Origin of the sequence: Amycolatopsis sp. NPDC049253 (assembly GCF_040678995.1) — a bacterium.
Classification (GTDB): domain Bacteria; phylum Actinomycetota; class Actinomycetes; order Mycobacteriales; family Pseudonocardiaceae; genus Amycolatopsis.
Genome location: NZ_JBFAQX010000004.1, coordinates 185,855 through 210,253 on the forward strand (window position 1 = coordinate 185,855; position 24,399 = coordinate 210,253).

Consider the following 24,399-nt stretch of genomic DNA (forward strand, 5'->3'; position numbering starts at 1 on the left):
GACGGCTAGTCTCGATATACGGAAGAAAACTTCCATGATGCGAAACTACGAGGTCAGAGCAATCCGATGAGCCGAGGTATCCGATGACCGGTCCCGCCGGGGTGCGGCACTCGCTGCCCTACACCGCCAACCTGTCGATCCTGTTCACCGAGCTCCCGCTGCTCGAGCGCGCGCAGGCCGCTCGGGCAGCGGGCTTCACCGCGGTCGAGTACTGGTGGCCGTTCGACGGCGCCGACCCGCGCCCGGTCGAGGTCGAGAAGTTCGTGCGCTCCATCGAACAGGCCGGGGTGCAGCTCACCGGGCTGAACCTGTTCGCCGGCGACATGGGCGCGGGCGAGCGCGGGCTCGTGTCGTGGGTCGGGCGCGAGGCGGAGTTCGCCGTGAGCCTCACCATCGCGGTCGGGATCGCGGAGCGGCTCGGCTGCCGCAGCTTCAACGCGCTGTACGGCAACCGGCTCGACGGCGTCGCACCGTCCGAACAGGACGCGCTGGCCCTGGAGCACCTGGCCACGGCCGCCGAGGCGGCGGGCAAGATCGGGGCTCAGCTGGTGCTGGAGCCGCTGTCGGGCACCCCGGCCTACCCGCTCAAGACGGCGGCGGACGCCGTGGCGGTCATGGACCGGCTGGGGCTGGGCAACGTGCGCCTGCTCGCGGACCTCTACCACCTGGCGGTGAACGGCGAGGACCTCGATTCCGTGATCGCCGGGTACACCCCGCGCACCGGGCACGTGCAGATCGCCGACGCGCCGGGCCGGCACCAGCCGGGCACGGGGGAGCTCGACCTCGAGGGACACCTGGAAAAGCTGGAGGCGGCGGGCTACCGCGGGCACGTGGGGATCGAGTACAAACCGGACGGTCCCACGCTCGAGTCGCTGGCCTGGCTGCCGGAAGAGCGAAGGGGAGACAAATGAGCAAGGTGGGCTTCATCGGCCTCGGCGTGATGGGCACGCCGATGGCCGCGCACCTGGCCGGTGCGGGACACGACGTGAGCGGCTTCGACCTGAGCGCCGCCGCGCTGGCGAAGCTGACGGCGGCGGGCGGGCGCGCGGCGTCCGACGTGGCGGACGCGGTGGCCGAGGCGGAAGTGGTGGTCACGATGCTGCCCGACCACCCGCAGGTCGAGCAGGTGGTGCTGGCGGCAGGCGGGGTGCTCGACGTCGTGAAGCCGGGCGCGCTGCTGGCCGACATGAGCACCATCCGGCCGGAGACGTCGATCGCCGTCGCGAAGGCCGGTGGCGCCAAGGGGATCCGGGTGCTCGACGCGCCGGTCTCCGGCGGCCAGGCGGGCGCGGAGCAGGCCGCACTGTCCATCATGGTCGGTGGCGAAGCCGAGGACTTCGAGGCGGCCAGGCCGATCTTCGAGGTGCTGGGCAAGACGATCGTCCACGTGGGACCGCATGGCGCGGGCCAGGTCGTGAAGGCGGCCAACCAGCTCGTGGTCGGCGGCATCTACGGGCTGGTCGCCGAGGCGATCGTGCTGCTGGAGGCGTCCGGGGTGGACGCGGGCACGGGGCTCGACGTGCTGGCGGGCGGGCTCGCCGGCAGCCGGATCCTGGAGCTCAAGCGCAAGTCGATGGTCGCGCGGCAGTTCCAGCCGGGGTTCCGGATCGATCTGCACCACAAGGACATGGGCATCGCGCTCGCGGCGGCGCGCCAGGCGGACGTCGCGTTGCCGCTGACCGGGCTGGTCGCCCAGCTCGTGGCCGCCGGGCGTGCCATGGGCCACGGGTCGCTGGACCACTCGGCGCTGCTGAAGGTCGTCGAGGAGCTGTCCGGCCGCGAGCGCTGACCGTGGCCCGGAGCGCCGGCGCTGACGCTGACGAGCGAGCAAGCGCCGGCCGGTTCTCGTCGGGGTCGTGATCGAGCGTGAGGCCGACGTGGTGAAGGAGTTCGGGAGCTGGGTCCCTGCCGCGGGCAGGCCCGGGGGGGTGCGGGACCCGCCCGCGGCAGTGCTCGTCCGCGGTTACTGGCTGGCGACGAGGTCGGCCAGCGAGGCGAGCGTCTCGGCGTGGCGGCTGCCCGGAACGGCGTGGAAGACCACCAGCGACAGCGCGTCGGGGCCGGGCAGGGTGAGTTTGTCGCTGTGGAGGTCGAGGCGGCCGGCGGCCGGGTGGCGGAAGCGGACGAGGTGGCCGGTGCGGGGCTTGATGTCGTGGCGGGACCACAGTTCGCGGAAGCGTTCACTCTTCGCGGAGAGCTCGGTGATCAGCTCGGTGGCGGCGGGGTCGCCCACGTCGCGGCCGAGTGCGGCGCGCAGGCCGCCCACGCCGTCGGCCGTCATCTCGTCCCAGTCGACGCGGAAGTCCTGCTCGGCGGGGTCGAGGAACACCGCGCGCAGGAGGTTGTGGCCGGCCGCGTAGTGGGGCGAGAGCGCGGCGGCGACGGCGTTGGCGGCGAGGACGTTGGTGAGGCGGTCCTGCACATACGAGGGCGTGGCCGGCCACGTGCCGATCAGCTCGGCGATGCTCGGCGGCACCACTGGAGCGGGGCCCACGCCGGCGGCGGGCGCGGGGGCGGTGAGGCTGTGGAGGTGGTTCGTGGCGTCGTCGTCGAGGCCCAGCACGCGGGCCAGCGCGTCGAGGACCTGTGCGGACGGGTTCTGGTCGCGACCCTGCTCGAGGCGCATGTAGTAGTCGCTGCTGATCCCGGCCAGCAGCGCCAGCTCCTCGCGGCGCAGGCCGCGCACGCGCCGCCGCCCGCCGGCGGGCAGGCCGACGTCTTCGGGCGACACGAGCTGGCGCCGCGCCCGGAGGTAGTCGCCGAGGAGGTTGGCCACGCCCGACAGTCTACGAGAGCGCGGCCAGGAGTCCGAAGTAGACGGCGCCGCCCACCACCGCGCCCACGAAAACGCCACTGGCCACCTCGGCTGCCGTGTGGTCACCCAGCTCCACGCGCGACCAGGCGACCCACAGCACGAAGGGCACCAGCAAGAGCAGCCACGGCCCGTACACCCACACGAGCATCACCGTCGCCCCCGCGGCGACCTCGGCGTGGATGGAGATCTTGAACTTCAGCCCGAACGTGATCGCGACCGCCACCACCAGGCAAGCCAGCTCGGTCGCCGTCAGCGCGATCAGTTCGTCCGGCGCCCCGCCGACGATCAGCACCACGAACCCCGCCGCCAGCGAGCCGAGGCACACCGCGAACGGCACCACCCGCCCCGCCCGGTTCGTCACGTGGTGCGAGTCCCACTTCCCACGCCCCGCCCCGCGCACGATGACCGCCATGGGAATCAACGACCCCGTGACGCCCACGACGAGCCCCCACAGAACCGCCGCCCCGACCCGGTGACCGGTCACCTCCCACGCCACCGCGAGCGGCAAGCCCAGCACCCACACCCACGGCGCCAACACCTCCGTCGCGACGCGCGCCGCACCCCGCCGAACCCCAGTGGACGCCGACACGGTCGAGGACATCGGTCTCCTTGCGTTGGGGACTCCGCGGGTTTTCCGGACAGGTTGGGGATCTTACGGGGTTCGGGGTTCGCTGCTGCCGTGGTCTGGTCGGTTGTGAACGGTCGTGGGTGTTCCGGGAGTGCTGGCCGGGGCTGGCGAATAGATGAGCGGTGTCTGTGCTGGTCGGCGCAGGCTGGGCTGTGAAATTCGCGAATCAGTCCTCATCCGGGTCGGACGCGCCCTGGCCGCCTGACGCGCTGCCGCGTCCTCCTCATCGCCGTCTATGAGGGCCGCCAAGTCCGGTGGGCCCTGGCCAACCCCGCCTGGCCCATGCCCGGCCGAACTGACGCAGTTCGTCATGGTCACCCCGGCAGCCGACTGCCCGACCGCGGACGTGGCCGCCACGGAGGTCGCCCGATGACTCGCGAGCGGGAGGTTTCGGCTGGGAGCAGGCCCGCGGTGGAGGCCGCCGATCGGCAGCGAGACGCGCCCGGGAGGCGGCGAGTGTCGCCGGGAGCCAAGGGGGAGTCGGCTGCTGTTCCGCTGCACTGGAAGTGTCTGCCGACCGTCGGTCCGCGGTTGCGGCCGGTTCTGTTTGCGAGGACTGGCACAACCTGGTCGAGGTCGTGGTGGCGGGGGAGACGGCGAGTTCGGCGCGCTGGTGGGGTTCGGGCTGGATTCCGCGGGGGAGGTGGCGTCCGCGGCGGCGGTGGCGTGGCAGTTCGCCGGGCCGGATCCGCAGCGGCGGGAGCGCGCCGCGCTGAAGGTGATCGTGGTGTCGTTCTTCGCGTTGGCCGCCAATGTCGTGGCCGGCGCCGCCGGGTTTGTGCGGGGGAGCGAGGGCGGGGCACCGGACCGTCGGGACCGTGCAGGCGGCGGTGTCGCCGTCGGTCATGCCGGTGCTGGCGAGTGCGCAGCGCAGGGCCGACCGCGAACGCGGTTCCGCGAGTGTCGTGGCCGGCTCCCAGCAGGTGCTGTTGCTCGGGTTACCTCTCGGCGGTGTTGCCGGCCGGGCTGCTGCTCAGCACGCTGTTCGGCTGGTATTGGGCCGCGCCGGGCGTCGCGCGGGGCATCGCGGTGGTTGTGGGGCGCGAGGGGCGCGAGGCCTGGTGTGGCGAGCACTGCTGCTGGGTGTGCGCCAGACCGCGGTCGCGGCCGAGCCACCACTGCAAGGCCCGCAGGACCACCGCGAAGGCGATGAACACGCCCACCAGCAGCACCGAACCGCCGAGATCACTCACCGCACGCCCTCTTCCCACGCGTCACCTGACGAACCCCAGCGTGCGACGGCACCGCGCGGCTCGTCCCCGGCGCTCACGCTTCCTTGACGCCCGCGGGCACGACGTTGACGTCATGCGCCGGGTGCGCGTGGATCAGCGCCCGGGTGAGCCGGGGCAAGGCCGTCGCCAGGTGCTGCTCGGCGGCGTGGGCGATGCCGTGCGCCTCGGCCAGCGTGCGGGCCGGGTCGACCGACACCTCGGCTTCGGCCGCGAGGGTGTGGCCGATCCAGCGCAGCCGGATCACGTCGACGCCCAGCACGCCGGGCGTCCCGGCGAGCGCGTGCTCGGCGTCGTCCACCAGGTGCGGGTCGACGGCGTCGAGCAGCCGGCCGAACACCTCGCGCGCGGCGTCGCGCAGCACCAGCACGATCGCCACCGTGATGAGCAGGCCCACCACCGGATCGGCCCACGTCCAGCCGACGAGCGCCCCGCCCGCCGCGAGCACCACGGCGAGGCTGGCGAACCCGTCGGTCCGCGCGTGGAGCCCGTCCGCCACGAGCGCCGCCGACCCGATCCGCCGCCCGACGCGGATGCGGAAGCGCGCGACGAATTCGTTGCCCGCGAAACCGATCACGCCGGCGAGCGCCACCCACCCGGCCCCCGTCATCGGCCGCGGGTTCAGCAGGCGGTCGATGGCCTCGTACCCCGCGAGCACCGCGGACCCGGCCATCACCACGAGGATCACCAGGCCGGCGAGATCCTCGGCGCGCCCGAGCCCGTGCGTGAACCGGCGCGTCGCCTGCCTCCGCGCCAGCAGGAACGCGACGGCCAGCGGCACGGCGGTCAGTGCGTCGGCGAAGTTGTGCAGCGTGTCGCCGAGCAGCGCGACCGATCCGGTGAACCCGACCACCACGAGCTGCGCGACCGCCGTCGCCAGCAGCCCGGCGAACGACAGCCACAACGCGCGCATCCCGGAGCGGCTCGCCTCGAGCGTGCCGTCGACGAGCTCCGCCGACTCGTGGCTGTGCGGTTTCAGGGCGTGCTTGAGCCGGCTCCAGTGGCCGTGCCCATGCCCATGTCCGTGTCCAGCGCTGTCCATGTCGGCACGGTAGCAGAATGCATGAAGATATGTTCATGTCTCCTGTGGTGTTCTAGTCTCCTTTCCATGGGACACGGGGTCGAAGGGCGCCGCCGCCACGCGGGACCGCTCGACGCGACCACCGCGGCCGCGGTCGCCACCACGCTGCAGGCGCTCGCGACGCCGAGCCGCCTGCTGATCCTCAGCGCGTTGCGCGAACAGCCCCTCGCCGTCGGCGACCTGGTGGCCGCGGTCGGGATGGAGCAGTCGGCGGTGTCGCACCAGCTGCGGCTGCTGCGCAACCTCGGGCTGGTCGTCGGCACCCGCAACGGCCGCAGCATCGTCTACAGCCTGTACGACAACCACGTCGCCCAGTTGCTCGACGAAGCCGTCTACCACAGCGAACACCTGCGGCTCGGGGTCGCCGACCGCGCGGGTGAAGCCGGGTAAGGCCGCGCCGGGTTCGGGGTGTGTCTCGTGCGGTGGGTGCTCCTTTCGTTCGCCTAGACTTCGGGTGTGAGTGAGTCTTGCGATGCCGTCGACCAGGTCATCGCGCAGTGGCGGCAGGAACGGCCGGACCTCGACCTGTCCGCCATGGACGTGTTCGGGCGGCTCGCCCAGCTGACCCGGGTGGTCGAGTCCGCGGTGGAACGCGTCTTCACCGAACACGGCCTGCGCCCCGGCGAGTTCGACGTGCTCGCCGCGCTGCGCCGGACCGGCCCGCCCTACACGCTCACCCCCTCCGAGCTCTCGGCCGCGCTGATGACCTCCCGCGCCGGCATGACCAACCGCCTCGACCGCCTGGAGACAGCGGGATACGTCGAGCGCAGCCTCGACCCGGCCGACCGCCGCAGCTTCCGCATCACCCTCACCCCGGCCGGCCGCGACGTCATCGACGCGACCCTCACCGACCACGCCGCGGGGCTCGCGACGCTCCTTTCCTCGGCCACCAGCCCTGAGGACGCGGCTACGCTGAGCCGCATTCTCAAGGCCATGCTCGCGGAACTCGGCTGAGGTCTGGTGGGTGACGGCCTGAACTGTCCTGTGTGGACGGATCCGGCGGCGCCTGATCGCGGACGCCGGTCACGACAGTGGTGCGCAACCGCCACGAATTGACGGCAGGACCGCCGCATCCGGCACGGCGGCCACCGGACGGCCCGCATCGCCGTGCCGGCGAGCGTTGCCGCCCGTGCGGACCAACAGTGGTGACGGCGTCGGCTGCAGTGGACTGAGCGCCCGCAACTGCCCGCCGCACCTTCGCGATGGCCGGATGGTGCGCTCAATCCCCAGCCCGCCGGTTGCGAGGCCGGGTGCTGAGACTGGGTTTCTCGACACCAAAGCGGCGTCGTCGCAAACTCATCCGTCCCGGTCGCATGCCGCGGCGCTCCGTCCTTCCCGCGCAACGTCAGAACGGCGGATCCCCCGCACCCGCCGTGACCGGTACCGAGGTGGCAGGGGACCACGGGTTGTCGGACCGACCTGAGCTCTCCGCGGAATCACCCGCAGGCGGCCCGGAACGGTTGGCGCGGTTGACTTTCGCCGTGGCGTAGCGCAGGGAGGGGCCGACTTCGTCGACCTGGAGTTCCACGACGGTGCGGTGTTCGCCTTCCTTGGTGTCGTAGGAGCGTTGGGTGAGGCGGCCCTGGACGATGACGCGCGTGCCGCGGGTGAGGGATTCCGCGGCGTTCTCCGCGGGCTGGCGCCAGAGCGCGCAGCGCAAGAAGAGGGCCTCGCCGTCTTTCCATTCGCCGGAGGCGCGGTCGAAGGTGCGCGGGGTGGACGCGACGGTGAAGTTGGCGACGGCGGCGCCGGACGGGGTGAAGCGCAGCTCCGGGTCGGACGTGAGGTTGCCGACGATGGTGACGACCGTGTCTCCGGCCATGGTGTTCTCCTCGGTTTCCGGCGGCGCCCCGGGGTGAGGGCCGCTTCCGGGATTCAGGAGACCATCCGGGTACGACAGTTTCCCCGGCCGTCGCCGTCACCCCATCAGGTGGTGTGCCGGAACCCTTCCTTCGGCCGTGGCCGGACCCGCCGCCGCCACGGCACCATGGGCGGCCGGAGGACGGCGGAGAGGAAGCTGATGAGGACCTGGAAGAAGGCCCGCGCGGGAGTGCTGGCGCTGGCGTTGGTGGCGAGCACCGCGGCAACCCCCGCGAGTGGCACCGCGACCGACTGCTGCGGCGGCCCCTCGTCCTGGACCACCGGGGACAAGTCCGCGCTCGGCACCTCGGCGACGACGCAGAGCCCCGTCTGGTTCACCGTCGCGGACGGCGTGACGTCCGAGGTCTTCTACCCGCGCGCGGACGTCCCCGAGACGCAGGACCTGCAGTACGTGATCACCGATGGCTCCTCCTTCGTCGACCTCGAACGCGACGCGACGAACCACGTCGTCTCGATGCCCGACGAGAAGTCGCTCGAATACACCGTCACCAACACCGCGAAGAGCGGCCGCTACCGCATCACCACCACCTACGTCACCGACCCGGCCCGCGCGACGCTCGTGACCCGCACGCGGTTCCAGTCGCTCGACGGTGGCACGTACCGGCTTTACCTGCTCGCGAACCCGTCCATGGCCGGCGGCGCGGGCGGGGACACCGCTTCGTGGGACGGCAGCGGCCTTGTCGCCGGCGGCACGGAGAACCTTTTCGGCACGACGACCACCGTCGTCTCGTCGCTTCGGGTGTCGACCGGATTCTCCGCGCACGACAACGGATACTCCGGCGCCGCCAGCGACTGCCTCGTCGACCTGCGTGCCGACCACACGCTGGACAACGGGTTCGATTCGGTTTCGGGCGCGGGCAACGTGGTCCAGTGTGGACAGATCCCGGTCACCGCGGACACGACCTTCACCGTCGCTCTCGGGTACGGCTCCACCGCGCAAGCCGCGACGAGCGCGGCGACCGGGTCACTGGCCGCGGGGTTCGACTCGCTCGAATCCGGCTACCGCACGGGCTGGAACTGCTACGTCGGGAGCCTCAAGCCCGCGCCCGCCAGCGTCGCGGGGGATCAGCAGCGGCGCCGCGCGTATTACGTCGCCGCGATGGCCTTGCACGCGGCCGAGGACAAGACGTTCCGAGGGGCCAGCGTGGCCGGGCTCGCGACGCCGTGGGGCGACGTCGTGAACGGCGACAGCCTCGGCGACGGCTACCACCGCGTGTGGGGCCGCGACCTCTACCAGCAGGCCACCGGCCTCCTGGCCGCCGGCGACACCGCGCAGCCGAAAGGCATGGCGCAGTTCCTGTGGGGCTCGCAGTGGATCGGCTCGCCGACCGCCGGTGACGGCACGACGTACCCGGCCGGCGCCTTCCCGCGCTACAGCCCCGTGAGCGGCGTCGCCGGCGCCAGTGCCCAGCAGCTCGGGTGCTGCGAGCAGCTCGACCAGGACGCCGACGCGATCGTGCTCGCGTGGCTGACCGGTCTCACCGACGCCGCCACGTACGCGAAGGTCAAGGTCACCGCCGAGCACCTGCGCACGAGCGGTCCCGCCACGACCGAACGCTGGGAAGAGCAGTACGGCCAGTCGCCGTCGTCGATCGCCGCGGAGATCGCGGGCCTGGTGACGGCCGGCGCGATCGCGCGGGCCAACGGCGACACGGCGAGCGCGGCGACGTGGGAGTCCACAGCGGACTCCTGGCGGGCGTCGCTCGACTCGTGGACCGTGACGACGTCCGGTTTCTGGGGCGGCCACACGTACTACGAGCGCCTCGACAAGGGCACCGACCCCGACGACGGCGGACAGATCTGCTTCGACGAAGGCTGCTTCTACGAGCACGACGTGGTCGACTTCGGCTTCCTCGACCTCGTGCGGCTCGGCGTGCGCGCGCCGTCCGACCCGACGATCGCCGCCTCGATCGCCCCGACGGCCGCCGCGTCGGACGGCAACGCGCCCATGCAGGTGACCCTGCCCGACGGTGACGTCTACTTCCACCGCTACCCGCACGACAACTACGGCGAAAGCACCTCCGCCTGCACCGGCTGGCCCGCAGGCGGCCCGTCACGCTTCGGGCGGCTGTGGCCCGTGCTGTCCGGCGAGCGTGGCGAGTACGAGCTCGCCAACGGCCGCTCGGCCGCGGTCTACCTCAAGTCCATGGCCGACGCCGCCAACGACGGCTACTTCATCCCCGAGCAGGTGTGGGACCGTTCGAGCGGCTGCTTCGCCCTCGGCCGTCCGACCGGCAGCGCCGCGCCCCTGATGTGGGCGGAGGGCCAGTACCTGCGGCTGGCGCAGAGCATGGACGCGGGCCGCAACCTCGACACGCCTTCGGTGGTGAAGGACCGGTACGGCAGCTGAGGCCCGCGGCGACCGTCGGGCGAATTCGCCGAGCACCACGCGCCCGACGTCGCGGGAACGGCCGCGACGGCAGAGCGGCTGCGGCGCTCGCCGAATGCCTACAGGTCCGTCGAGAACGCCACGCTCTTCTGCGCCCGCACGTCCGCCAGCCGGGCCTCCAGCGCGTCCGTGATCGCGGTCCACGCGTCGCTGCCCAGGACCAGGCGGCGGGGCGCCGGGTCCTGGCCGACGGTGGCGATCATGGCCGCCGCCATGCGGGCGGGGTCGCCGATGGCGAGGCTGGTGCGTTCCTCCAGGACCCGCCGGATGCGCGAGGCCGGGGACGCGGCGTAGGCGTCGATCTTGGGCGCCAGCCGCGAGTTGCCGTAGCGGAACTCGGTGCGCGCGCCGCCCGGTTCGACGAGCGTGACGCCGATGCCGAAGGGCGCGACTTCGTCGGCGAGGGCGTCGGCGAAGCCTTCGATGCCCCACTTCGTCGCGTGGTACAGGGAGCCGCCCGGCCAGGCGACCTGGCCGCCGACCGAGGACAGCTGCAGGATGCGGCCGCCGCCGTCGGCGCGGAGGTGGCCCACGGCGGCGCGGATGACCTGGACGGAGCCCAGCAGGTTGGTGTCGAGCTGGTGGCGCACCTGCTCGTCGGTGAGCTCCTCGGCGGCGCCCATGAGGCCGTAGCCGGCGTTGCTGACCACGACGTCCAGGCGCCCGAAGTGCGCGTGCGCGGCGTCGACCACCGGGCGGATGGCGGCGGTGTCGGTCATCTCCAGCACCGAGACGTGGAACGCGGAGCCGTGGGACTCGACGAGGTCGGCCACCGAGTCGAGGCGGCGGACGGTGCCCGCGACGCGGTCGCCGGCGGAAAGCAGCTGTTCGGCGAGGTGCCGGCCGAAGCCGGTACTCACGCCCGTGATGAACCAGGTTCGTGTCATGCCGCCAGCCTCTGCCGCAGATCGACGGCGAGCCAGCCCCCGCTGACAGGGGTGCCGGCAGGGCCACCTTCGCCGAATTATCGTGGAGGACATGGCGGGAAACGTGATCGGCGAGTACCTGCGCGCGCGGCGCGAGCAGGTGCGGCCGGAGGACGTCGGGATCACCGTGAACAGCCACCGGCGCGTGCCGGGCCTGCGGCGCGACGAGCTGGCGATGCTCGCGGGCATCAGCACGGAGTACTACACGCGGCTGGAGCAGGGCCGCGACCGTCACCCGTCGGCGCAGGTGCTCGACGCCGTGGCCCGCGGGCTGCGCCTCGACCGGGAGGCCACCGCGTACCTGCACGACCTGGCCGATCCCGCGCCACGCCGTCGCCGCGCGCCCGAAAGCCAGGAAAACGTGCGGCCCAGCGTCGGGCGGCTGATCGCGTCGTGGGAGCTGACGCCGGCGTACGTGCAGGGTCGCTACCTCGACGTCCTCGCCGCCAACCCGATCGCCGTCGCGCTCTCGCCCGTGTACACACCGGGCACCAACCTCCTGCGCGCCGTCCTGCTCGACCCCGCCGCGCAGGAGTTCTTCACCGGCTGGGAGGCGCGGGTGGGCGGTCTCGTGGCGAGCTTGCGCGCCGGAAGCGAGCCGGACGATCCGCGGCTGGTGGAGCTGGTCGCGGAGCTGTCGGAGGAGAGCGAGCTGTTCCGCCGCTTCTGGCCCCGCCACGACGTGCGCCCGCAGCCGGGCGGCGGGACCCACCACCTGCGCCACCCGGGAGTCGGCGAGCTGGACCTGCAGTACGACAAGTTCGCGGTGAGCGGCGCCGAGGACCAGCTGATGGTGATCTACCACGCGGAGCCGGGCACGCGGTCGGCCGAGGCCCTCCGGAAGCTGGCGGAAGGCCTCAGCGGACCAGGTGGAACGCCCGTGTCGCGGGGGCGAACGTCACCGACTGCCCGCGCGTCACGGTGACCGCGTCGTTCTCCAGGCCGTCGCCGAACGCGGTGAGGTGGTCGGATTCGACGTCGACCGTCAGCGCCGAAGTCGTGAGCTCGCCCTCGGTGAGCGAGGTCCCGGTGGTGGGGGAGGGCCAGGCCTCCCGGACGAACCACACGAGGCGGCGCTCGTCGACGGCCGGCAGGCGCAGCGGGCTGTGGCGTTCCTGCCAGACCGACCGGCACCAGCCCGTGGCGCCGGTGCCCGTGCCGACCAGCAGGCCCGACGACGCCTGCCGCTCGGGGCCGAGGCGGTAGCGCGCGGTCTGGTGGCTCGGGTGGCCGAGGTAGATCTCGTTGAGCGCCAAGAGCTTCTGGCCGTCGTCGGCGGTCAGCTCGACCATCGTGCGGGATTCGACGGAGTCCGTCGAGCGCAGCAGGTCCGCCGTGGCCGCGGCCGGGTGCCGGACCAGGACGCCCGGCTCACCGGGCGTGATGCCGACGACGGGCTGGCCCGTCAGGTACTTCGCGACGTTCGCGACCAGCCCGTCCTGCCCGACGACGAGCACCACGTCCTCCGGTGTGAACAGGAAGCGCGACAGGTCCGCTCGCTCGACGCTGCCGCGGCGCCAATCGAGCGGGATGGCGGCCGACACCGCGGTCAGGGCCCGCCGCAGCGCCGCGTCCTGCGCCACCACGTCGTCGAGCGAACGGCCGCGCGTGGCCAGGAAGAACTCCGCCTGTCCGAGCGTGCCGTGGCGGGCGAGCAGCTCGTCGAGCTCGGTGCGCCGGTGTACCACCACGGCCCGCGGGGCGAGGCTCACGACCCGACCCCCAGCCGGGCCAGCAGCGGGGCGATGAGGTCCGGCGTGAGCACGAGGCTGTCGATCTTCGGCAGGTTCGCCGCCAGCTCCTTCACGGCCAACGCCCGCAGCACCGGCTCCGGCAGGTCGCGGTACGCGGCCAGCCGCGCGGCCTCGCCGGCGGCCTCCGCTTCGCCGAGCGTGCGGGTGGCCTCGGCCTTCACCTGCGCCAGCCGCGCCTCCCGGCTCGCGCGGGCCTCGGTCTCGATGTGGTCGGCCGCCGCGGCCTCTTCGGCCTGACGCCGGGCGTTGGCGCCGCGCTGGGCGAGCAGCTGCTCCTCGCGCCGGGCCAGCTCGATCTTGTTCTGCAGCTCGTTCTCGCCGATCGCACGTTCGCGTTCCACGGCCAGCGCTCGCCGCTCGTACGTTGCTCGGTCGGCCTCTTGCTGCACCTTCTCGCGCGCGGTCGTCTGGAGCGCCTTCTCGACCTCCGGCTCGGCGCGGATCGCGACGACACGCACGTCGAGCACCGCCGAACCCGTCTGCGCGAGCCGCGTGTCCTCCTCGGCCAGCCCCGCGCGGATGCGGTCGCGCACCGCGCCGACGCCGTCGACGAGGGCCTCCGCGAGCGGCGTGCGGGTGAGCACGTCGAGAGCGTACTGCTGCACGTTCTCCGTGAGCAGTCCGCTGATCTGTGCCAGCGGGTCGCCGCGCCAGCGGCCGGTGTCCGGGTCGACGGAGAAGTCGATGCGCTGCGCCGCGAGCGCCGGGTCGACCACGCGGAACGTGAGCGCGAGCTGCACCGTCACGTCCTGGAAGTCGGCCGTGCGCGCGTGGAAGAGCAGGGGCAGCTCACGGTCGTCCACCGGGATCTCCGACAGGGCTGCGGCCAGTGGCCGATACCAGAACGACAGCCCGGTGCCGTCGTGCACGAGCTTGCCGCCGCGCAGGTGCCGGATGTGCGCGGTCGGCACGCCCCGCAGGTGCCGGAACCCGAACCGGCGCTTGATGTCCACCATGGGGACCTCCTTATCGTCGCCGTGACGATATGGGTCCGGCAGTCTTTTCGTCAAGCTGACGATTAGGGTGTAGTGTGCGACACATGGAGGAGTTCCCGCCCAGCGCGGTCACCGTGGACCTGGTCGTGCTCACCATCACCGGCGAGCAGCTGTGTGTGCTGCTGGTGCGGCGGGGGATCGAGCCGTTCCGCGACGCCTGGGCGCTGCCCGGTGGCTTCGTCCGCGCCGACGAGGACCTCGACACCGCGGCGCGGCGCGAGCTGGCGGAGGAGACGGGCCTGGCGCCCGGCACCGTCCACATCGAACAGCTCGCGGGCTACGGAGACCCGGGCCGCGACCCGCGGCTGCGCGTGGTGACCATCGCCTACCTGGCGCTCGCGCCCGACCTACCGGCGCCGCAGGCCGGGACCGACGCGGCCGAGGCGCGCTGGACCCCCGTCACGAGCCTCGACCCGGCGACGCTCGCGTTCGACCACGCGAAGATCTTCGCCGACGGCCTCGAACGGGCCCGCGCGAAACTCGAGTACACCCCGCTCGCCGCGGCGTTCTGCCCGCCCGAGTTCACGGTCGCGGAGCTGCGCCGCGTGTACGAGCTGGTGTGGGACGCGCGGCTGGACCCGCGCAACTTCCACCGCAAGGTCACGGGCGCCGAGGGACTCCTCGAACCCGTCGGCACCACCACGACCCGCGACGGCGGCCGGCCCGCCCGGCTGTACCGGAGGGGGCTGGCCGAGCTGCTGTCGCCGCCGATGTTGCGTACTCGGGGCTGAGGTTCAGCCGACGCGGATAGCCGCGATTTCCTCGGCGCGCGGCGAAGTCCGAGCACATCGCCGCCCGTGGGGATGGGGTCGTCGACCTGGCCCCGGCCGCGGCAAGTGACGGGATCGGTGACAGGCCGACGCGCCCTTGCCGCGAACCCGTGGCCAAGGGTTACGCGAGGCGAAGCGTCGCGATTTCCCACGGGCGCAGGGAAAGCCGCAACGCGCCGTCGGTCGCGGGGACCGGATCGCCGGGCCGGCCGAGCAGGTCCACCCGCTGAGCGGAGGTGAAGGAGCCGCGCACCACGGCGGTGGCCGCCTCCGGACACTGCGCGACCAGGCGCACCTCCAGCGCGCCCTCGCGCCGCCGCAGGCTGGTGAGCACCGCGCCCTCGACCGTGAGCCCGTGGCGGGACGCGGCCGGCGCGTCGAGCGCGCCGGTGCCGAGGGCGACGTGCAGGGGATGGCGGTAGCGCTCGGCCGCGCCGAGCAGGGCGCCGGCGCGCCAGTCGCCCGTGTGCGGCAGGACGGCCAGCTGCACGGTCGTGGTGCCGATCTGCTGCGCCAGCGGCGTCGGGATCTGCGGGCCGGCCGGTTCTTCGCGGTACGGGTGGACGTTGCGGCTGAGCCGGCCGCTCGTGCGCAGCACGGTGAGGGCGAGGGCATCGTCCAGCAGTTCGTACTCGCACGCCTGCGTCAGCAGCAGACCCGCGCCACCGGCGTCGGCGAAGCCGTGGGCCGGGAACGTCGGGATGGGGTACTCGCTGAAGCCGCCCTCGGCCGTGCGCCCGCGCTCGACGACGGCGAACTGGCCCTCGGCGTGCGAGGTCCGCGCGGCGCGGGCGAGCGGGACGTGGAACCGCACGCGGTGGTCGCGCGAGGCGTTGTCGATCGTGAGGCCGAGGCGGACGAACGGCTCGCCCGCACGTAGTTCGACGGCCATCGTCACGGTGCCGGGACAAGTCGACGGGCTGCGGCGATCGCCTGCCCAGTCCATCTCCGCCGGCCACGAGTAGGTCCGTTCGACGGTGAACGTCGTGCGCAGCGGCCCCGCCACGCCCGGCGTCACCCGCACCGAGTCCGGCTCGGTGACGAGGGTGTCCGTGCCGGGCGGCGCGTAGTTGTAGGAGTCGCCGCGATCGCCGCCGTCGACGATCCGGCCGACGCCGTCGAGCACCGTGCCGTCGGCCGCGGTGATCCGCAGCGCGCCGTCTTCGCGCACCTCGACCGCCACGAGCCCGTTGCTCGGCGACGGCCCGGCCACGACCGGCGCGGCGACCTCAAGAGCGTCCGGCACCACCCGCGCGGTCGTCCAGCCGAGAGCCGGGACGTCGATCAACGCGGTGACCGTCCGCTGTTCGGCCTGGCGGATGCGGATGGTCCACGCACCCGTCGCGCCGGTCACCGCCGCGCGCACGGCCTCGACGTCGAACGGTTCCTCCCCACCGTGGCGAGCGACGGAGAATTCCAGCAGGCGTTCCGCAGGGTCGCACCGCCAGCCGGTGATCTCACTGCCGAACAGCTCACGTCCGTGGATGCGGGGCAGGAAGAGCGGCAGGTCGGCGCCCGCAGCCGCTTCCTCGTGCAGCGACTGTCCGCCGCGCGCCTCCACCTGAGCGGGCAGGCGCGTGCCGTCGGGCAGCTCGAGCGCGACCTCGTCCCACGGCGCTTCGACGTCCAGCGTCACCAGGTCGCGGCGAGCCGCCGGCGTCGGGTTGAGCACCAGCAGCGAATCCCGCGCCACGGACCGGGCGAGCCGGCCGGCCACCCGGTCGCGCACCGCCTGCCCGAGGTGGCCCGCTTCGCTGATCCGCGCGAACACCTGCGTCGCCGTCTCGTCGACGCCGCAGCCGGTCACGGAGTCGTGTCCCGACGCGTCGACCAGCCGCCACCACGCCAGGTCCAGGAACCGCTGCGGCCACTCGGCCGAGAACAGCGCGGCGAACGGCTCGGCGTAGCGCTCCACGAGCCGCTCCGCCCGGGCCATCGCCTGCTTGAGCTGCGGGCGCACCGAAAGGACACCCGGCAGGATGTTGGCCGCCGCGTGGCTGCGCAGCTCACCTCGGACCACCGGCAAGGAAGGGTCCGCGGCGTCGCGCGCGCCGACGTACTCGGCCAGCGTGCTGATCCGCACGTCGACCGACGCCGGGTCGAGCCCCGCGACGAGCTTCACCAGCGAGCCGACGGGCGCGGAGTGGTCGGTGCCGTACATCGCGAGCACCTGGTCGGCGCCGAACGACGGCCGCAGCCGCCGCCCGAGCTCGGCCATGCGGGAGGCGAAGAAGCCGGGATCGGAGAACACGTAGGCCGCGTTGCCGTAACCGTTGGCCAGGTACTCCGCGCGCACCGAACTGCCGTCCGGCGCAGTCCAGCGGAACGCGTGACCGTCCACTCCGGACGGCACTCCGCGCCACACGCACGCGTGCTCGAACCCGGCGCCCGCGAGGATCTGCGGCATCTGCGCGCAGTGGCCGAACTCGTCGGGCAGGTAGCCCACGCGCATCGCGCCGCCGAGCTCGGTGGCGCGCGCCCACCCGAGCTCCAGGTTGCGCACGATGTTCTCGCCGGAGACGAGGAACTCGTCGAGCAGGATCTGCCACGGCCCCACCGCGAGCTGCCCGGACGCGACCAGCGCGGCCACCCGGTCGCGGTTCTCGCCGCGCACCTCCAGGTAGTCGTCGACCGCGGCCATCTGCCCGTCGAGTGTGAACCGGAACCGCGGGTCGGCCTCCGCGCGGTCGAGGACCTCGTCGAGCAGATCGACCAGGCGCAGGCGGAAGCGCTGGAACGGCTCGTACCACTCCCGGTCCCAGTGCGTGTGCGGGACGAGGCTGACCTCGGGCGCACCGGTCATCGGGTGGCTCCTTCGGGCGTGAGGGGGGAGAAGGTGAGCGTGAGGCTCGCTTTCCGGGCGTGCAGGCGGTAGCGCGGCAGCACACCGGGTCCGCAGGAGGCGGTGCCGAGCCCGTGCTGGGCCAGGTCGAGGTTGAGGTGCACGAGCTCGCCCGGCACCAGGTCGACGGTGTGGCGGGCGGCGTCGAGATCCTCCGACGTCCAGCGCCGCGCGGTGAAGTCGAACACCGGCTCGCCCTCGATCCGGATCCCGGCGCCGCTCGCGGACGTGAGGCGCAGCCAGCGCGTGTCGGCGCGGTTGCCGTTCTCTTGCGGGTACACGTACGGCGTCTGCAACGCGTCCACAGTGGAGGAGAACCGGCCGATCCGCGCCGCCTGGCGGCTGTCGGCGTAGGCTTCACCCGGACCCGCGCCGAACCATTCGACGCCGCCGAACGCGCCCGGCACCGCCATCCGCAGGCCGAGGCGGGGGAGCGTGCAGGGCCACTCGCCGTCCGGCTCCAGCTCGACCCGCAGGCGCAGCCGGTCGCCGTCGGCGGTCCAGTGGTACTCGGCGAGCACGCCGAACCCGAGCCCCGGCGGCGCGACCCGCGTCCGCACGACGAGCGCCGACGCCTGTCCGTCCACTTCGGCCACGCGGTGCTGCAGCCGGTGCAGGCCCGCGGCCCGCCACCGCGCGGCTTCGGGGTCGTCGGACCCCCGGTCGTTGTCGGTCGGCGCGCGCCACAGGTCCAGCCGCGGCCCCTCGACGCGGTGGCCGCCGAGCGCGACGAGCCGGCCCGTGGCCGCGTCGAACGCGCCGGGCCCGAGCCGCAGGACCCCGCGTTCGCGCAGCAGCGGCGCACCCACCGCGGGAGGCCCGGGGTCGGCAGCGGGCGTGACCGGGAGCTGTCCCCACGCCACGACGTGGCCCGCGGCCGCCCAGCCGGTGTCGGCCGCCAGCACCGCTCGCACGGTGAGCACGCCTTCCCCCGAAGTGCCGGGCAGCCGGGGGAGCGGTACCTCGAGGCTCTGTCCGGGGCGGATCTCGGGCACGGCAAGCTCGCCGGCCGCCACCTCGACTCCGTCGTCCTCGAAGCTCCAGCGGAACACCAGGTGCGCCGACCCGACCACGTCGTAGTGGTTCGAGATCCGCACACCCCCGGCACTCGCGCCGATCCGCACCGGCTCGAAGACCTTCGCGAACTCGGCCAGCGCCGGTGAGGGGGCGCGGTCGGGGTGGACCAGGCCGTCGATCACGAAGTTGCCGTCGTGGATCTGCTCGCCGAAGTCGCCGCCGTAGGCGAAGTACTCGCGGCCGGCGGCGTCGCGCCGGGCGAGCCCGTGGTCGAGCCACTCCCACACGAACCCGCCCTGCACGTGCGGGTACCGCTCGAACAGTTCGCGGTACTCCAGCAGCCCGCCGGGGCCGTTGCCCATCGCGTGCGCGAACTCGCACAGCAGGAACGGCAGCGACCGGCGGCGTTCGTTCGGGTCGTCGCGGCGGCCGATCCGGTCGACCTCCGCGTGATCGGCGTACATGCGGCTGTACACGTCCACGTACTCGCACTCGAAGTCGCCTTCGTAGTGCACCGGACGCGACGGGTCGCGCTCCCGCGTCCACGCCGCCGTCGCGGCGAGGTTCCGGCCGGTGTGGGCCTCGTTGCCGAGTGACCACAGCACGATCGACGGGTGGTTCTTGTCGCGCTCCACGGTGCGGCGCATGCGGTCGAGGTAGGCCTCACCCCAGCGCGGGTCGTCACTCGGGTTGCCCGCCCAGCCCAGGTCGCCGAAGCCGTGGGTCTCGAGGTCGCACTCGTCGATCACCCACAGGCCGTGGGTGTCGCACAGCTCCAGGAAGTACGGGTCGGGCGGGTAGTGGCTGGTGCGCACCGCGTTCACGTTGTGGCGCTTCATGAGCAACACGTCGGCCAGCGCGAACTCCCGCGGCAGCGCCCGGCCGAACCGCGGGTGGTGCTCGTGCCGGTTGACGCCGCGGAACAGCACGCGCCGGCCGTTCACCTCGAGCAGGCCGTTCTCGATCCGGACGGTCCGGAACCCGATCCGGACCGGCACGCGTTCGGCCTCGGTGTGCACCTCGCCGTGGTAGAGCCGCGGCGACTCGGCGCTCCACGGCTGGACGGCGAGCTCCACCGTCTCGCCGGCCGGCAGGTTCTCGACGCCGAGCTCGGGCACGCTCAGCAGCACGCCCTCGGCCGCGGTGACCGAGAGCGTGCCGAGGCCGCTGACGTGGTCGTAGCCGGCGTGCAGCCGGTAGTCCTCGACGCCACCCGCCGGGCGGGAGAGCAGGGTGACCCCGCGGAAGATGCCCGAGAGCCACCACATGTCCTGGTCCTCGAGGTAACTGCCCGAGGACCACTGGTGCACGCGCACGGCCAGCACGTTGCCGCGCGGACGCAGCAGGTGGCCCACCGCGAACTCGGACGGCAGCCGGCTGCCGCGCGTGACGCCGAGCTCTTCGCCGTTGAGCCATACCTTCGCGCACGAGTCGACGCCGTCGAAGCGCAGCACCGCCGGCTCGTCCGGCCAGGCGGCCGGCAGGTCGAACGTGAGCCGGTGATCACCCGTCGGGTTGTCCGACGGAACCAGCGGCGGCTGCACCGGGAACGGGTAGTGCACGTTGGTGTAAGCCGGTTTGCCGTGGCCCTGCAGCTGCCAGTGGCCCGGCACCGTGAGCGTGTCCCAGCCGCTGTCGTCGAAGTCGTCGCGCGCGATTCCCTCGGGCGCGGCCGCCGGTGAGGGCGACAGGCGGAACCGCCACGTCCCGGCCAGGCTCACCGACCGCGCGTCGGAGGAGAACGCGGCGCGGGGCGCCACCGAGCCGTGGCCGGGGGCGGGGTCTTCGACGTACGACGACGACATGGGTTCCTTTCAGCCCTTGAGGGCGCCGGCGGCGATGTTGCGGATGAAGTGACGGGCTCCGAAGAGGAAGACGATGATCAGCGGCACGATCGCCACGAGCGTCCCGGCCATCACGACGCTGTAATCCTTGACGTACACGCCCTGCAGCTGTGAGAGCGCCACCTGCAGGGTCACGTGGTTGGAGTCGATCAGCACGACCAGCGGCCACAGGTAGTCGTTCCAGGCGTTGACGAAGGTGAAGATGCCGAGGAACGCGAGTGCCGGGCGCAGCACCGGCAGCCCGACCGACAGGTACGTGCGGAAGAACCCCGCGCCGTCCATCCGGGCCGCTTCCAGCAGCTCGTCCGGGATGGCGCCGCGGGCGTACTGGCGCATCCAGAAGATGCCGAACGCGTTGGCGGCGGCCGGGATGATGAGCGCCTTGAGGTCGCCGACCCAGCCGAAGCCGGCCATGAGTGTGAACTGCGGGATCGCCGAGAGCTGCGTGGGCACCACGAACGTCGCCAGCAGGATGCCGAAGAGCACGTTGCTGCCCGGGAAGTCGTACTTGGCGAAGGTGAACGCCGCCAGCGAGTCGAAGAACAGCACCAGCACCGTGGTGACGACGGCGACGATCAGCGTGTTGAGCAGTGAGCCGAAGAAGTCGATCTTCGCGAACACCTCGCCGATGTTGGCGAACAGGTGCCCGCCGAACGTCAGCCGCGGCGGGGTCGCGTAGATGTCGGCCGTGGTGTTGGACGCCATCACGGCCAGCCAGTAGTAGGGGAAGAGGGTGATCAGGGCGCCGGCGGTCAGCGCCACCTGCGTCAGTACCCGTGCGCGCCTGCTCGTCATCGGCCGGCTCCCTTGGTCTGGACCTGGCCGCGCTCGGGCCGCATCACGAGCCGCCAGTTGAGGATCGAGAACAGGACGACGACCACGAAGATGCCCCACGCGATCGCGGCGCCGTAACCGAAGTCGTTGTCCGCGAAGGCCGTGTTGTAGAAGTAGAGGACCATCGTCATGCCCGCGCCGCCGGGGCCGCCGCGGTTGCCGAGCAGGACCTGCGACTCGGTGAAGATCTGCAGGCCGTTGATCGCCGACATCACCACGGAGAACAGCAGCACCGGCCGCAGCAGCGGGAGCGTGATGCGGAAGAACGTCTGCACCGGGCCGGCGCCGTCGATGCGGGCCGCCTCGAACACGTCCGGCGGCAACGCCTGCAGCCCGGCCAGGAAGATGATCGCGTTGTAGCCGGTCCAGCGCCAGATGATCATGATCGAGATCGCGCCGCGGATGGCCCACGGGTCGCTCAGCCAGTCGACATTGCCGATGCCGAACAGGCCCAGGAACCAGTTCAGGATCCCGAATTCGTCGGAGAAGATCGAGCCGAACACGAGGGACATGGCCACGATCGAGGTCACGTTCGGCAGGAAGTACGCGACCCGCAGCAGGCCCTTGTACCGCACCGAAGAGTTGAGCCCGGCGGCGATGAGCAGCGCGAACGCCGTCATCGGGACCGTCGACATCACCCAGATGATCAGCGTGTTGCCGATCGAGTCCCAGAACGTGGTGTCCGACAGCAGAAACGCGAAGTTCTCCAGCCCGACGAACTTCATCGGGCCGACGCCGTCCCAGCGCTGCAACGCGAGGTAGAGCGAGTACAGCACGGGGTAGGCGCCGAAGATCGCGAACAGCACGAAGAACGGCGCGACGGCCAGGTACTGCGGCAGGTAGCGCCACCGTTTGCGGCGGCCGTGGGCGGTGTGGCGGACCGGGGCCCGGCTGGCGCCGGCCGTCTCGGCGGGCAGGATCGCGGTCACGAGAGAACCCCCTGGCGGCGCAGCAGGCGTTCCACCGAAGCGCGGGCGTCGCGCCACGCGTCCTCGGGGTCCTTGCCCGCACTCTCCACATTGGTCAGTTCGTCGGTGTAGGTGTCGCTGATCGTGATGTCCCAGGGGCTGAAGTACACGGGCTTGACCTCCCGCGCGATCTTCGAGAACACGTCCATGGTGACCTGCCCGCCGAAAAACGGTTCGGGGGCTTGCAGCCGCGGGTCGGTGTAGGCCGACGGGCTGGGCGGGAAGAGCCCGAGGTCGAGGAACGTCCGCGGCTGGTTCTGCGGCGACTGCAGCCACTTCACGATCTCGAACGCGGCGTGCGGGTCGGGGCAGTACTTCGTGATCGCGAGGAACGAACCGCCCTGGTTGCCCGCGCCGCCGGGTGGCCGGCACACGCGCCACTTGCCCGAGGTGCCGGGCGCGGACTCCTTGAGCTCGCCGGTGATCCAGGAGGCGTTGACGAAGCTGAGCTCCTTGCCGCTGTTCCAGGCCGCGTGGCGGTCGATCGACTGGCCGTTGACGCTCTGCGAGCCCGCGTACCCGGCGGTCAGGCCCATCCGGAACGCCTGCACGGCCCGGTCCCACGCGCGGCGCACCTGCGACTGGTCGTCGAGGTAGTGGTTGTCGCGGTCGAAGTACTTGTGCGGTTCCTGCGCGAGCGAATAGGTGAACACCGTCTTGGTGTCGGTGATCATGTACCGCCCGGGCAGCTTCTTCTGCACCTGCCCGCTGAACGTGAAGTAGTCGTCCCAGGTGGACACCGCGGCGGCGACCTCGTCCGGCTCCCCGGGGAGGCCGGCCTGGGTGAACAGGTCGTGGCGGTAGTACAGCGCGGCCGGGCCGACGTCGACGGGGAACCCGAGCTGGAAGCCCGCGGGGCTGGTCCCCGCCTGCCACTTCCAGGGCAGGTACTCGTCGCGCACACTGCCCGCGCCCAGGCTGTTGAGGTCGACGAAGTGGTCGGTGTCGGCGAAGTAGGTGGCGATGTCGTCGCCGAGCATGGTGATGTCGGGCAGGTAGGCCTCGCCGGCCAGCGCGGCGAGCAGCCGCTGTTTCAGTTCGCCGCTGACCTGCGAGGGGGTCAGTTTGTCGGCGGCGAACCGCTTCACGGCCTCGCCGAGCACGGCGTCGGACAGGCCGTTCGAGGTGTACCAGAGCGTGATCCGCCCTGGGTTGGCGGTCGTAGGACTGGTGCAGGCAACTGCCCCGAACGCCGCGGCGCCGAGTGCCGCCGCGCCAGTCAGGAACCGTCGTCGAGTCAACGTCATCGGGGACCCTCCGGAGAGCTCCGTGAACGCTCCCGTGAACGTTCACGAATTGCCCGGAAGTGTGCGCGAGGCACCGCGGGGTGTCAAGCGGAGCGGCTCAGGCGGATTCGCGGACCAGCAGCTCGGCCTGGATCACGAGCTCGTCGGCCGAGAGGGGAGTGGCGCCGGTGAGCAGGCGTGCGACCTGGTCGATCGCGAGCGCACCCAGCCGGCGGGTGTCGAGGGCGACGCTGGTCAGCGCCGGGTCCACGACGGTGCCGAGCTGCAGGCCGTCGAACCCGACCACGGCGAGGTCGTCCGGCACGCGCCGCCCGAGGCGGCGGGCGGCGCGCAGGGCGCCCATGGCGATGATGTCGTTGAACGTGAACACGGCGGTCACGTCGGGGTGCTCGGCCAGCAGCGCCTCCAGGGCGGCGGCCCCGCCGTCGACCGACTGGGCGGCTCGCTCGACGACCTCGGCTTCGAGACCGTGCTCGGCGACCGCGGCGGCGAACCAGTCGCGCCGGACGCTCGGCTCGGCGCGGCCCGCGTGGTCGAGCATGCCGATGCGCCGGTGACCGGCGCGCACCAGGTGGGTGATCGCGGCCCGCACGCCGTCCGCGCCTTCGACCCGGATCGAGCTGAACCGGGGCGTGTGGTGCTCGCGCCCGATGAGGACCACGGGGATGCCGCGGGTGAAGCGGTCGAGCTCGTCCTCGGGCCGGCTGAAGTAGCCGACGACGGCGTCGACCTGCGAGCCGATCACCTGCAGCGTGCCGAGCTCTTCCTCGGCGCTGTCGGAGGTGTCGTACACGACCACGTGCCAGCCGCGGGCGCGCGCGGCCTCGAGCGCGGCGGCGGCGACCTCGGTGAAGAACGGGTTGAGCAGGTCGGGGATCACGAGCCCGATCGTGGTGGTGTCCTGGCGCACGAGGCCGCGGGCGAACCGGCTCGGCCGGTAGCCGAGCTCGCGGGCCGCGTCGAGCACCCGCTGTTTAGTGGTGCCGTCGATCTCGGCCTTGTCGTTGAGCGCCCGCGACACGGTCTGACGCGACACCCCCGCGCTGCGGGCGACGTCGTGGATCGTCACCTTCCGGGACGTTTCCGACGACACCATCACGGACCTCCCGCCGTGCGACGCGTCCGCGCCGCCGGACCCGAGTATGCCCGCACCGCCCACGCCGGGCCGGGAACGGTGCC

At 72.4% G+C, this 24,399-nt stretch carries 21 protein-coding genes; 7 read left to right on the forward strand and 14 right to left on the reverse strand.

Features of this window, described 5'->3' with window-relative positions; all coding sequences use genetic code 11:
• The first annotated feature begins 83 nt into the window (after nucleotides 1–83).
• Both AB0K15_RS11380 and AB0K15_RS11385 read left to right on the forward strand, forming a co-directional pair.
• Nucleotides 84–911 (forward strand): TIM barrel protein, encoded by an 828-nt coding sequence (locus AB0K15_RS11380; RefSeq protein WP_364048352.1) that lies wholly within the window; start codon nucleotides 84–86, stop codon nucleotides 909–911.
• Entirely contained in the window at nucleotides 908–1,789 is an 882-nt protein-coding gene (locus AB0K15_RS11385; protein WP_364048354.1) for a 2-hydroxy-3-oxopropionate reductase, read from the forward strand. Before AB0K15_RS11380 ends, AB0K15_RS11385 begins: the two co-directional genes overlap by 4 nt.
• Before the next feature lie 174 nt (nucleotides 1,790–1,963).
• Here AB0K15_RS11385 and AB0K15_RS11390 read toward each other — a convergent pair whose 3' ends face one another.
• The 4 genes from AB0K15_RS11390 to AB0K15_RS11405 form a co-directional block, all read right to left on the reverse strand.
• Entirely contained in the window at nucleotides 1,964–2,776 is an 813-nt protein-coding gene (locus tag AB0K15_RS11390) for a helix-turn-helix transcriptional regulator (RefSeq protein ID WP_364048356.1), read from the reverse strand.
• Between the two features lie 10 nt (nucleotides 2,777–2,786).
• Nucleotides 2,787–3,416: a hypothetical protein gene (locus AB0K15_RS11395; RefSeq protein WP_364048358.1), complete on the reverse strand. Its 630-nt coding sequence runs from the start codon at nucleotides 3,414–3,416 to the stop codon at nucleotides 2,787–2,789.
• 965 nt (nucleotides 3,417–4,381) lie between these two features.
• Nucleotides 4,382–4,636, reverse strand: a complete 255-nt coding sequence (locus AB0K15_RS11400) for a hypothetical protein (protein ID WP_364048360.1) — start codon at nucleotides 4,634–4,636, stop codon at nucleotides 4,382–4,384.
• Between the two features lie 73 nt (nucleotides 4,637–4,709).
• Nucleotides 4,710–5,714, reverse strand: a complete 1,005-nt coding sequence (locus AB0K15_RS11405; RefSeq protein ID WP_364048362.1) for a cation diffusion facilitator family transporter — start codon at nucleotides 5,712–5,714, stop codon at nucleotides 4,710–4,712.
• A 66-nt stretch (nucleotides 5,715–5,780) separates the two neighbouring features.
• Between AB0K15_RS11405 and AB0K15_RS11410 the strand changes: the two genes are divergently transcribed.
• Both AB0K15_RS11410 and AB0K15_RS11415 read left to right on the forward strand, forming a co-directional pair.
• Nucleotides 5,781–6,143, forward strand: coding sequence for a metalloregulator ArsR/SmtB family transcription factor (locus tag AB0K15_RS11410; protein WP_364048363.1), 363 nt, complete (start codon nucleotides 5,781–5,783; stop codon nucleotides 6,141–6,143).
• A gap of 66 nt (nucleotides 6,144–6,209) precedes the next feature.
• Nucleotides 6,210–6,707, forward strand: a complete 498-nt coding sequence (locus AB0K15_RS11415) for a MarR family transcriptional regulator (protein ID WP_364048365.1) — start codon at nucleotides 6,210–6,212, stop codon at nucleotides 6,705–6,707.
• 391 nt (nucleotides 6,708–7,098) lie between these two features.
• Here the strand turns inward: AB0K15_RS11415 and AB0K15_RS11420 are convergent, their stop codons facing one another.
• On the reverse strand, nucleotides 7,099–7,575 hold the full coding sequence (locus tag AB0K15_RS11420; RefSeq protein WP_364048367.1) for a single-stranded DNA-binding protein: 477 nt from the start codon (nucleotides 7,573–7,575) through the stop codon (nucleotides 7,099–7,101).
• A 198-nt stretch (nucleotides 7,576–7,773) separates the two neighbouring features.
• Between AB0K15_RS11420 and AB0K15_RS11425 the strand changes: the two genes are divergently transcribed.
• Entirely contained in the window at nucleotides 7,774–9,984 is a 2,211-nt protein-coding gene (locus AB0K15_RS11425; protein ID WP_364048369.1) for a glycoside hydrolase family 15 protein, read from the forward strand.
• Nucleotides 9,985–10,082: 98 nt separating this feature from the next.
• Here the strand turns inward: AB0K15_RS11425 and AB0K15_RS11430 are convergent, their stop codons facing one another.
• Nucleotides 10,083–10,910: an SDR family oxidoreductase gene (locus AB0K15_RS11430; RefSeq protein WP_364048371.1), complete on the reverse strand. Its 828-nt coding sequence runs from the start codon at nucleotides 10,908–10,910 to the stop codon at nucleotides 10,083–10,085.
• Between the two features lie 91 nt (nucleotides 10,911–11,001).
• On the opposite strand from AB0K15_RS11430, the gene AB0K15_RS11435 reads away from it, so the two are divergent.
• A complete protein-coding gene (locus tag AB0K15_RS11435; RefSeq protein ID WP_364048373.1) occupies nucleotides 11,002–11,874 on the forward strand; it encodes a helix-turn-helix transcriptional regulator in 873 nt (290 codons plus the stop codon).
• Here the strand turns inward: AB0K15_RS11435 and AB0K15_RS11440 are convergent.
• Both AB0K15_RS11440 and AB0K15_RS11445 read right to left on the reverse strand, forming a co-directional pair.
• Nucleotides 11,807–12,661, reverse strand: a complete 855-nt coding sequence (locus AB0K15_RS11440) for a hypothetical protein (protein ID WP_364048375.1) — start codon at nucleotides 12,659–12,661, stop codon at nucleotides 11,807–11,809. The genes AB0K15_RS11435 and AB0K15_RS11440 overlap by 68 nt on opposite strands.
• Nucleotides 12,658–13,659 carry an SPFH domain-containing protein gene (locus tag AB0K15_RS11445; RefSeq protein ID WP_364048377.1) on the reverse strand — a complete coding sequence of 334 codons (1,002 nt, stop codon included), beginning with the start codon at nucleotides 13,657–13,659 and terminating at the stop codon, nucleotides 12,658–12,660. Before AB0K15_RS11445 ends, AB0K15_RS11440 begins: the two co-directional genes overlap by 4 nt.
• An 83-nt stretch (nucleotides 13,660–13,742) precedes the next feature.
• Here AB0K15_RS11445 and AB0K15_RS11450 point away from each other — a divergent pair, with 83 nt between their 5' ends.
• The gene (locus AB0K15_RS11450) at nucleotides 13,743–14,429 is read left to right on the forward strand and encodes an NUDIX domain-containing protein (RefSeq protein ID WP_364048379.1); all 687 of its coding nucleotides are present in this window, start codon (nucleotides 13,743–13,745) and stop codon (nucleotides 14,427–14,429) included.
• A gap of 160 nt (nucleotides 14,430–14,589) precedes the next feature.
• Here AB0K15_RS11450 and AB0K15_RS11455 read toward each other — a convergent pair whose 3' ends face one another.
• The 6 genes from AB0K15_RS11455 to AB0K15_RS11480 all read right to left on the reverse strand — a co-directional run bounded on the left by AB0K15_RS11455 (nucleotide 14,590) and on the right by AB0K15_RS11480 (nucleotide 24,289).
• Nucleotides 14,590–17,271: a hypothetical protein gene (locus AB0K15_RS11455; RefSeq protein ID WP_364048381.1), complete on the reverse strand. Its 2,682-nt coding sequence runs from the start codon at nucleotides 17,269–17,271 to the stop codon at nucleotides 14,590–14,592.
• Complete coding sequence (locus AB0K15_RS11460; RefSeq protein WP_364048383.1) at nucleotides 17,268–20,132, reverse strand: glycoside hydrolase family 2 TIM barrel-domain containing protein; 2,865 nt, start codon at nucleotides 20,130–20,132, stop codon at nucleotides 17,268–17,270. Before AB0K15_RS11460 ends, AB0K15_RS11455 begins: the two co-directional genes overlap by 4 nt.
• Nucleotides 20,133–20,141: 9 nt before the next feature.
• Nucleotides 20,142–20,966 carry a carbohydrate ABC transporter permease gene (locus tag AB0K15_RS11465; RefSeq protein WP_364048385.1) on the reverse strand — a complete coding sequence of 275 codons (825 nt, stop codon included), beginning with the start codon at nucleotides 20,964–20,966 and terminating at the stop codon, nucleotides 20,142–20,144.
• A complete protein-coding gene (locus AB0K15_RS11470) occupies nucleotides 20,963–21,934 on the reverse strand; it encodes a sugar ABC transporter permease (protein ID WP_364048387.1) in 972 nt (323 codons plus the stop codon). Before AB0K15_RS11470 ends, AB0K15_RS11465 begins: the two co-directional genes overlap by 4 nt.
• Nucleotides 21,931–23,220: an extracellular solute-binding protein gene (locus AB0K15_RS11475; RefSeq protein WP_364048389.1), complete on the reverse strand. Its 1,290-nt coding sequence runs from the start codon at nucleotides 23,218–23,220 to the stop codon at nucleotides 21,931–21,933. The genes AB0K15_RS11470 and AB0K15_RS11475 overlap by 4 nt, the downstream gene beginning before the upstream one ends.
• A 97-nt stretch (nucleotides 23,221–23,317) precedes the next feature.
• On the reverse strand, nucleotides 23,318–24,289 hold the full coding sequence (locus AB0K15_RS11480; RefSeq protein ID WP_364048391.1) for a LacI family DNA-binding transcriptional regulator: 972 nt from the start codon (nucleotides 24,287–24,289) through the stop codon (nucleotides 23,318–23,320).
• Nucleotides 24,290–24,399: the final 110 nt, after the last annotated feature.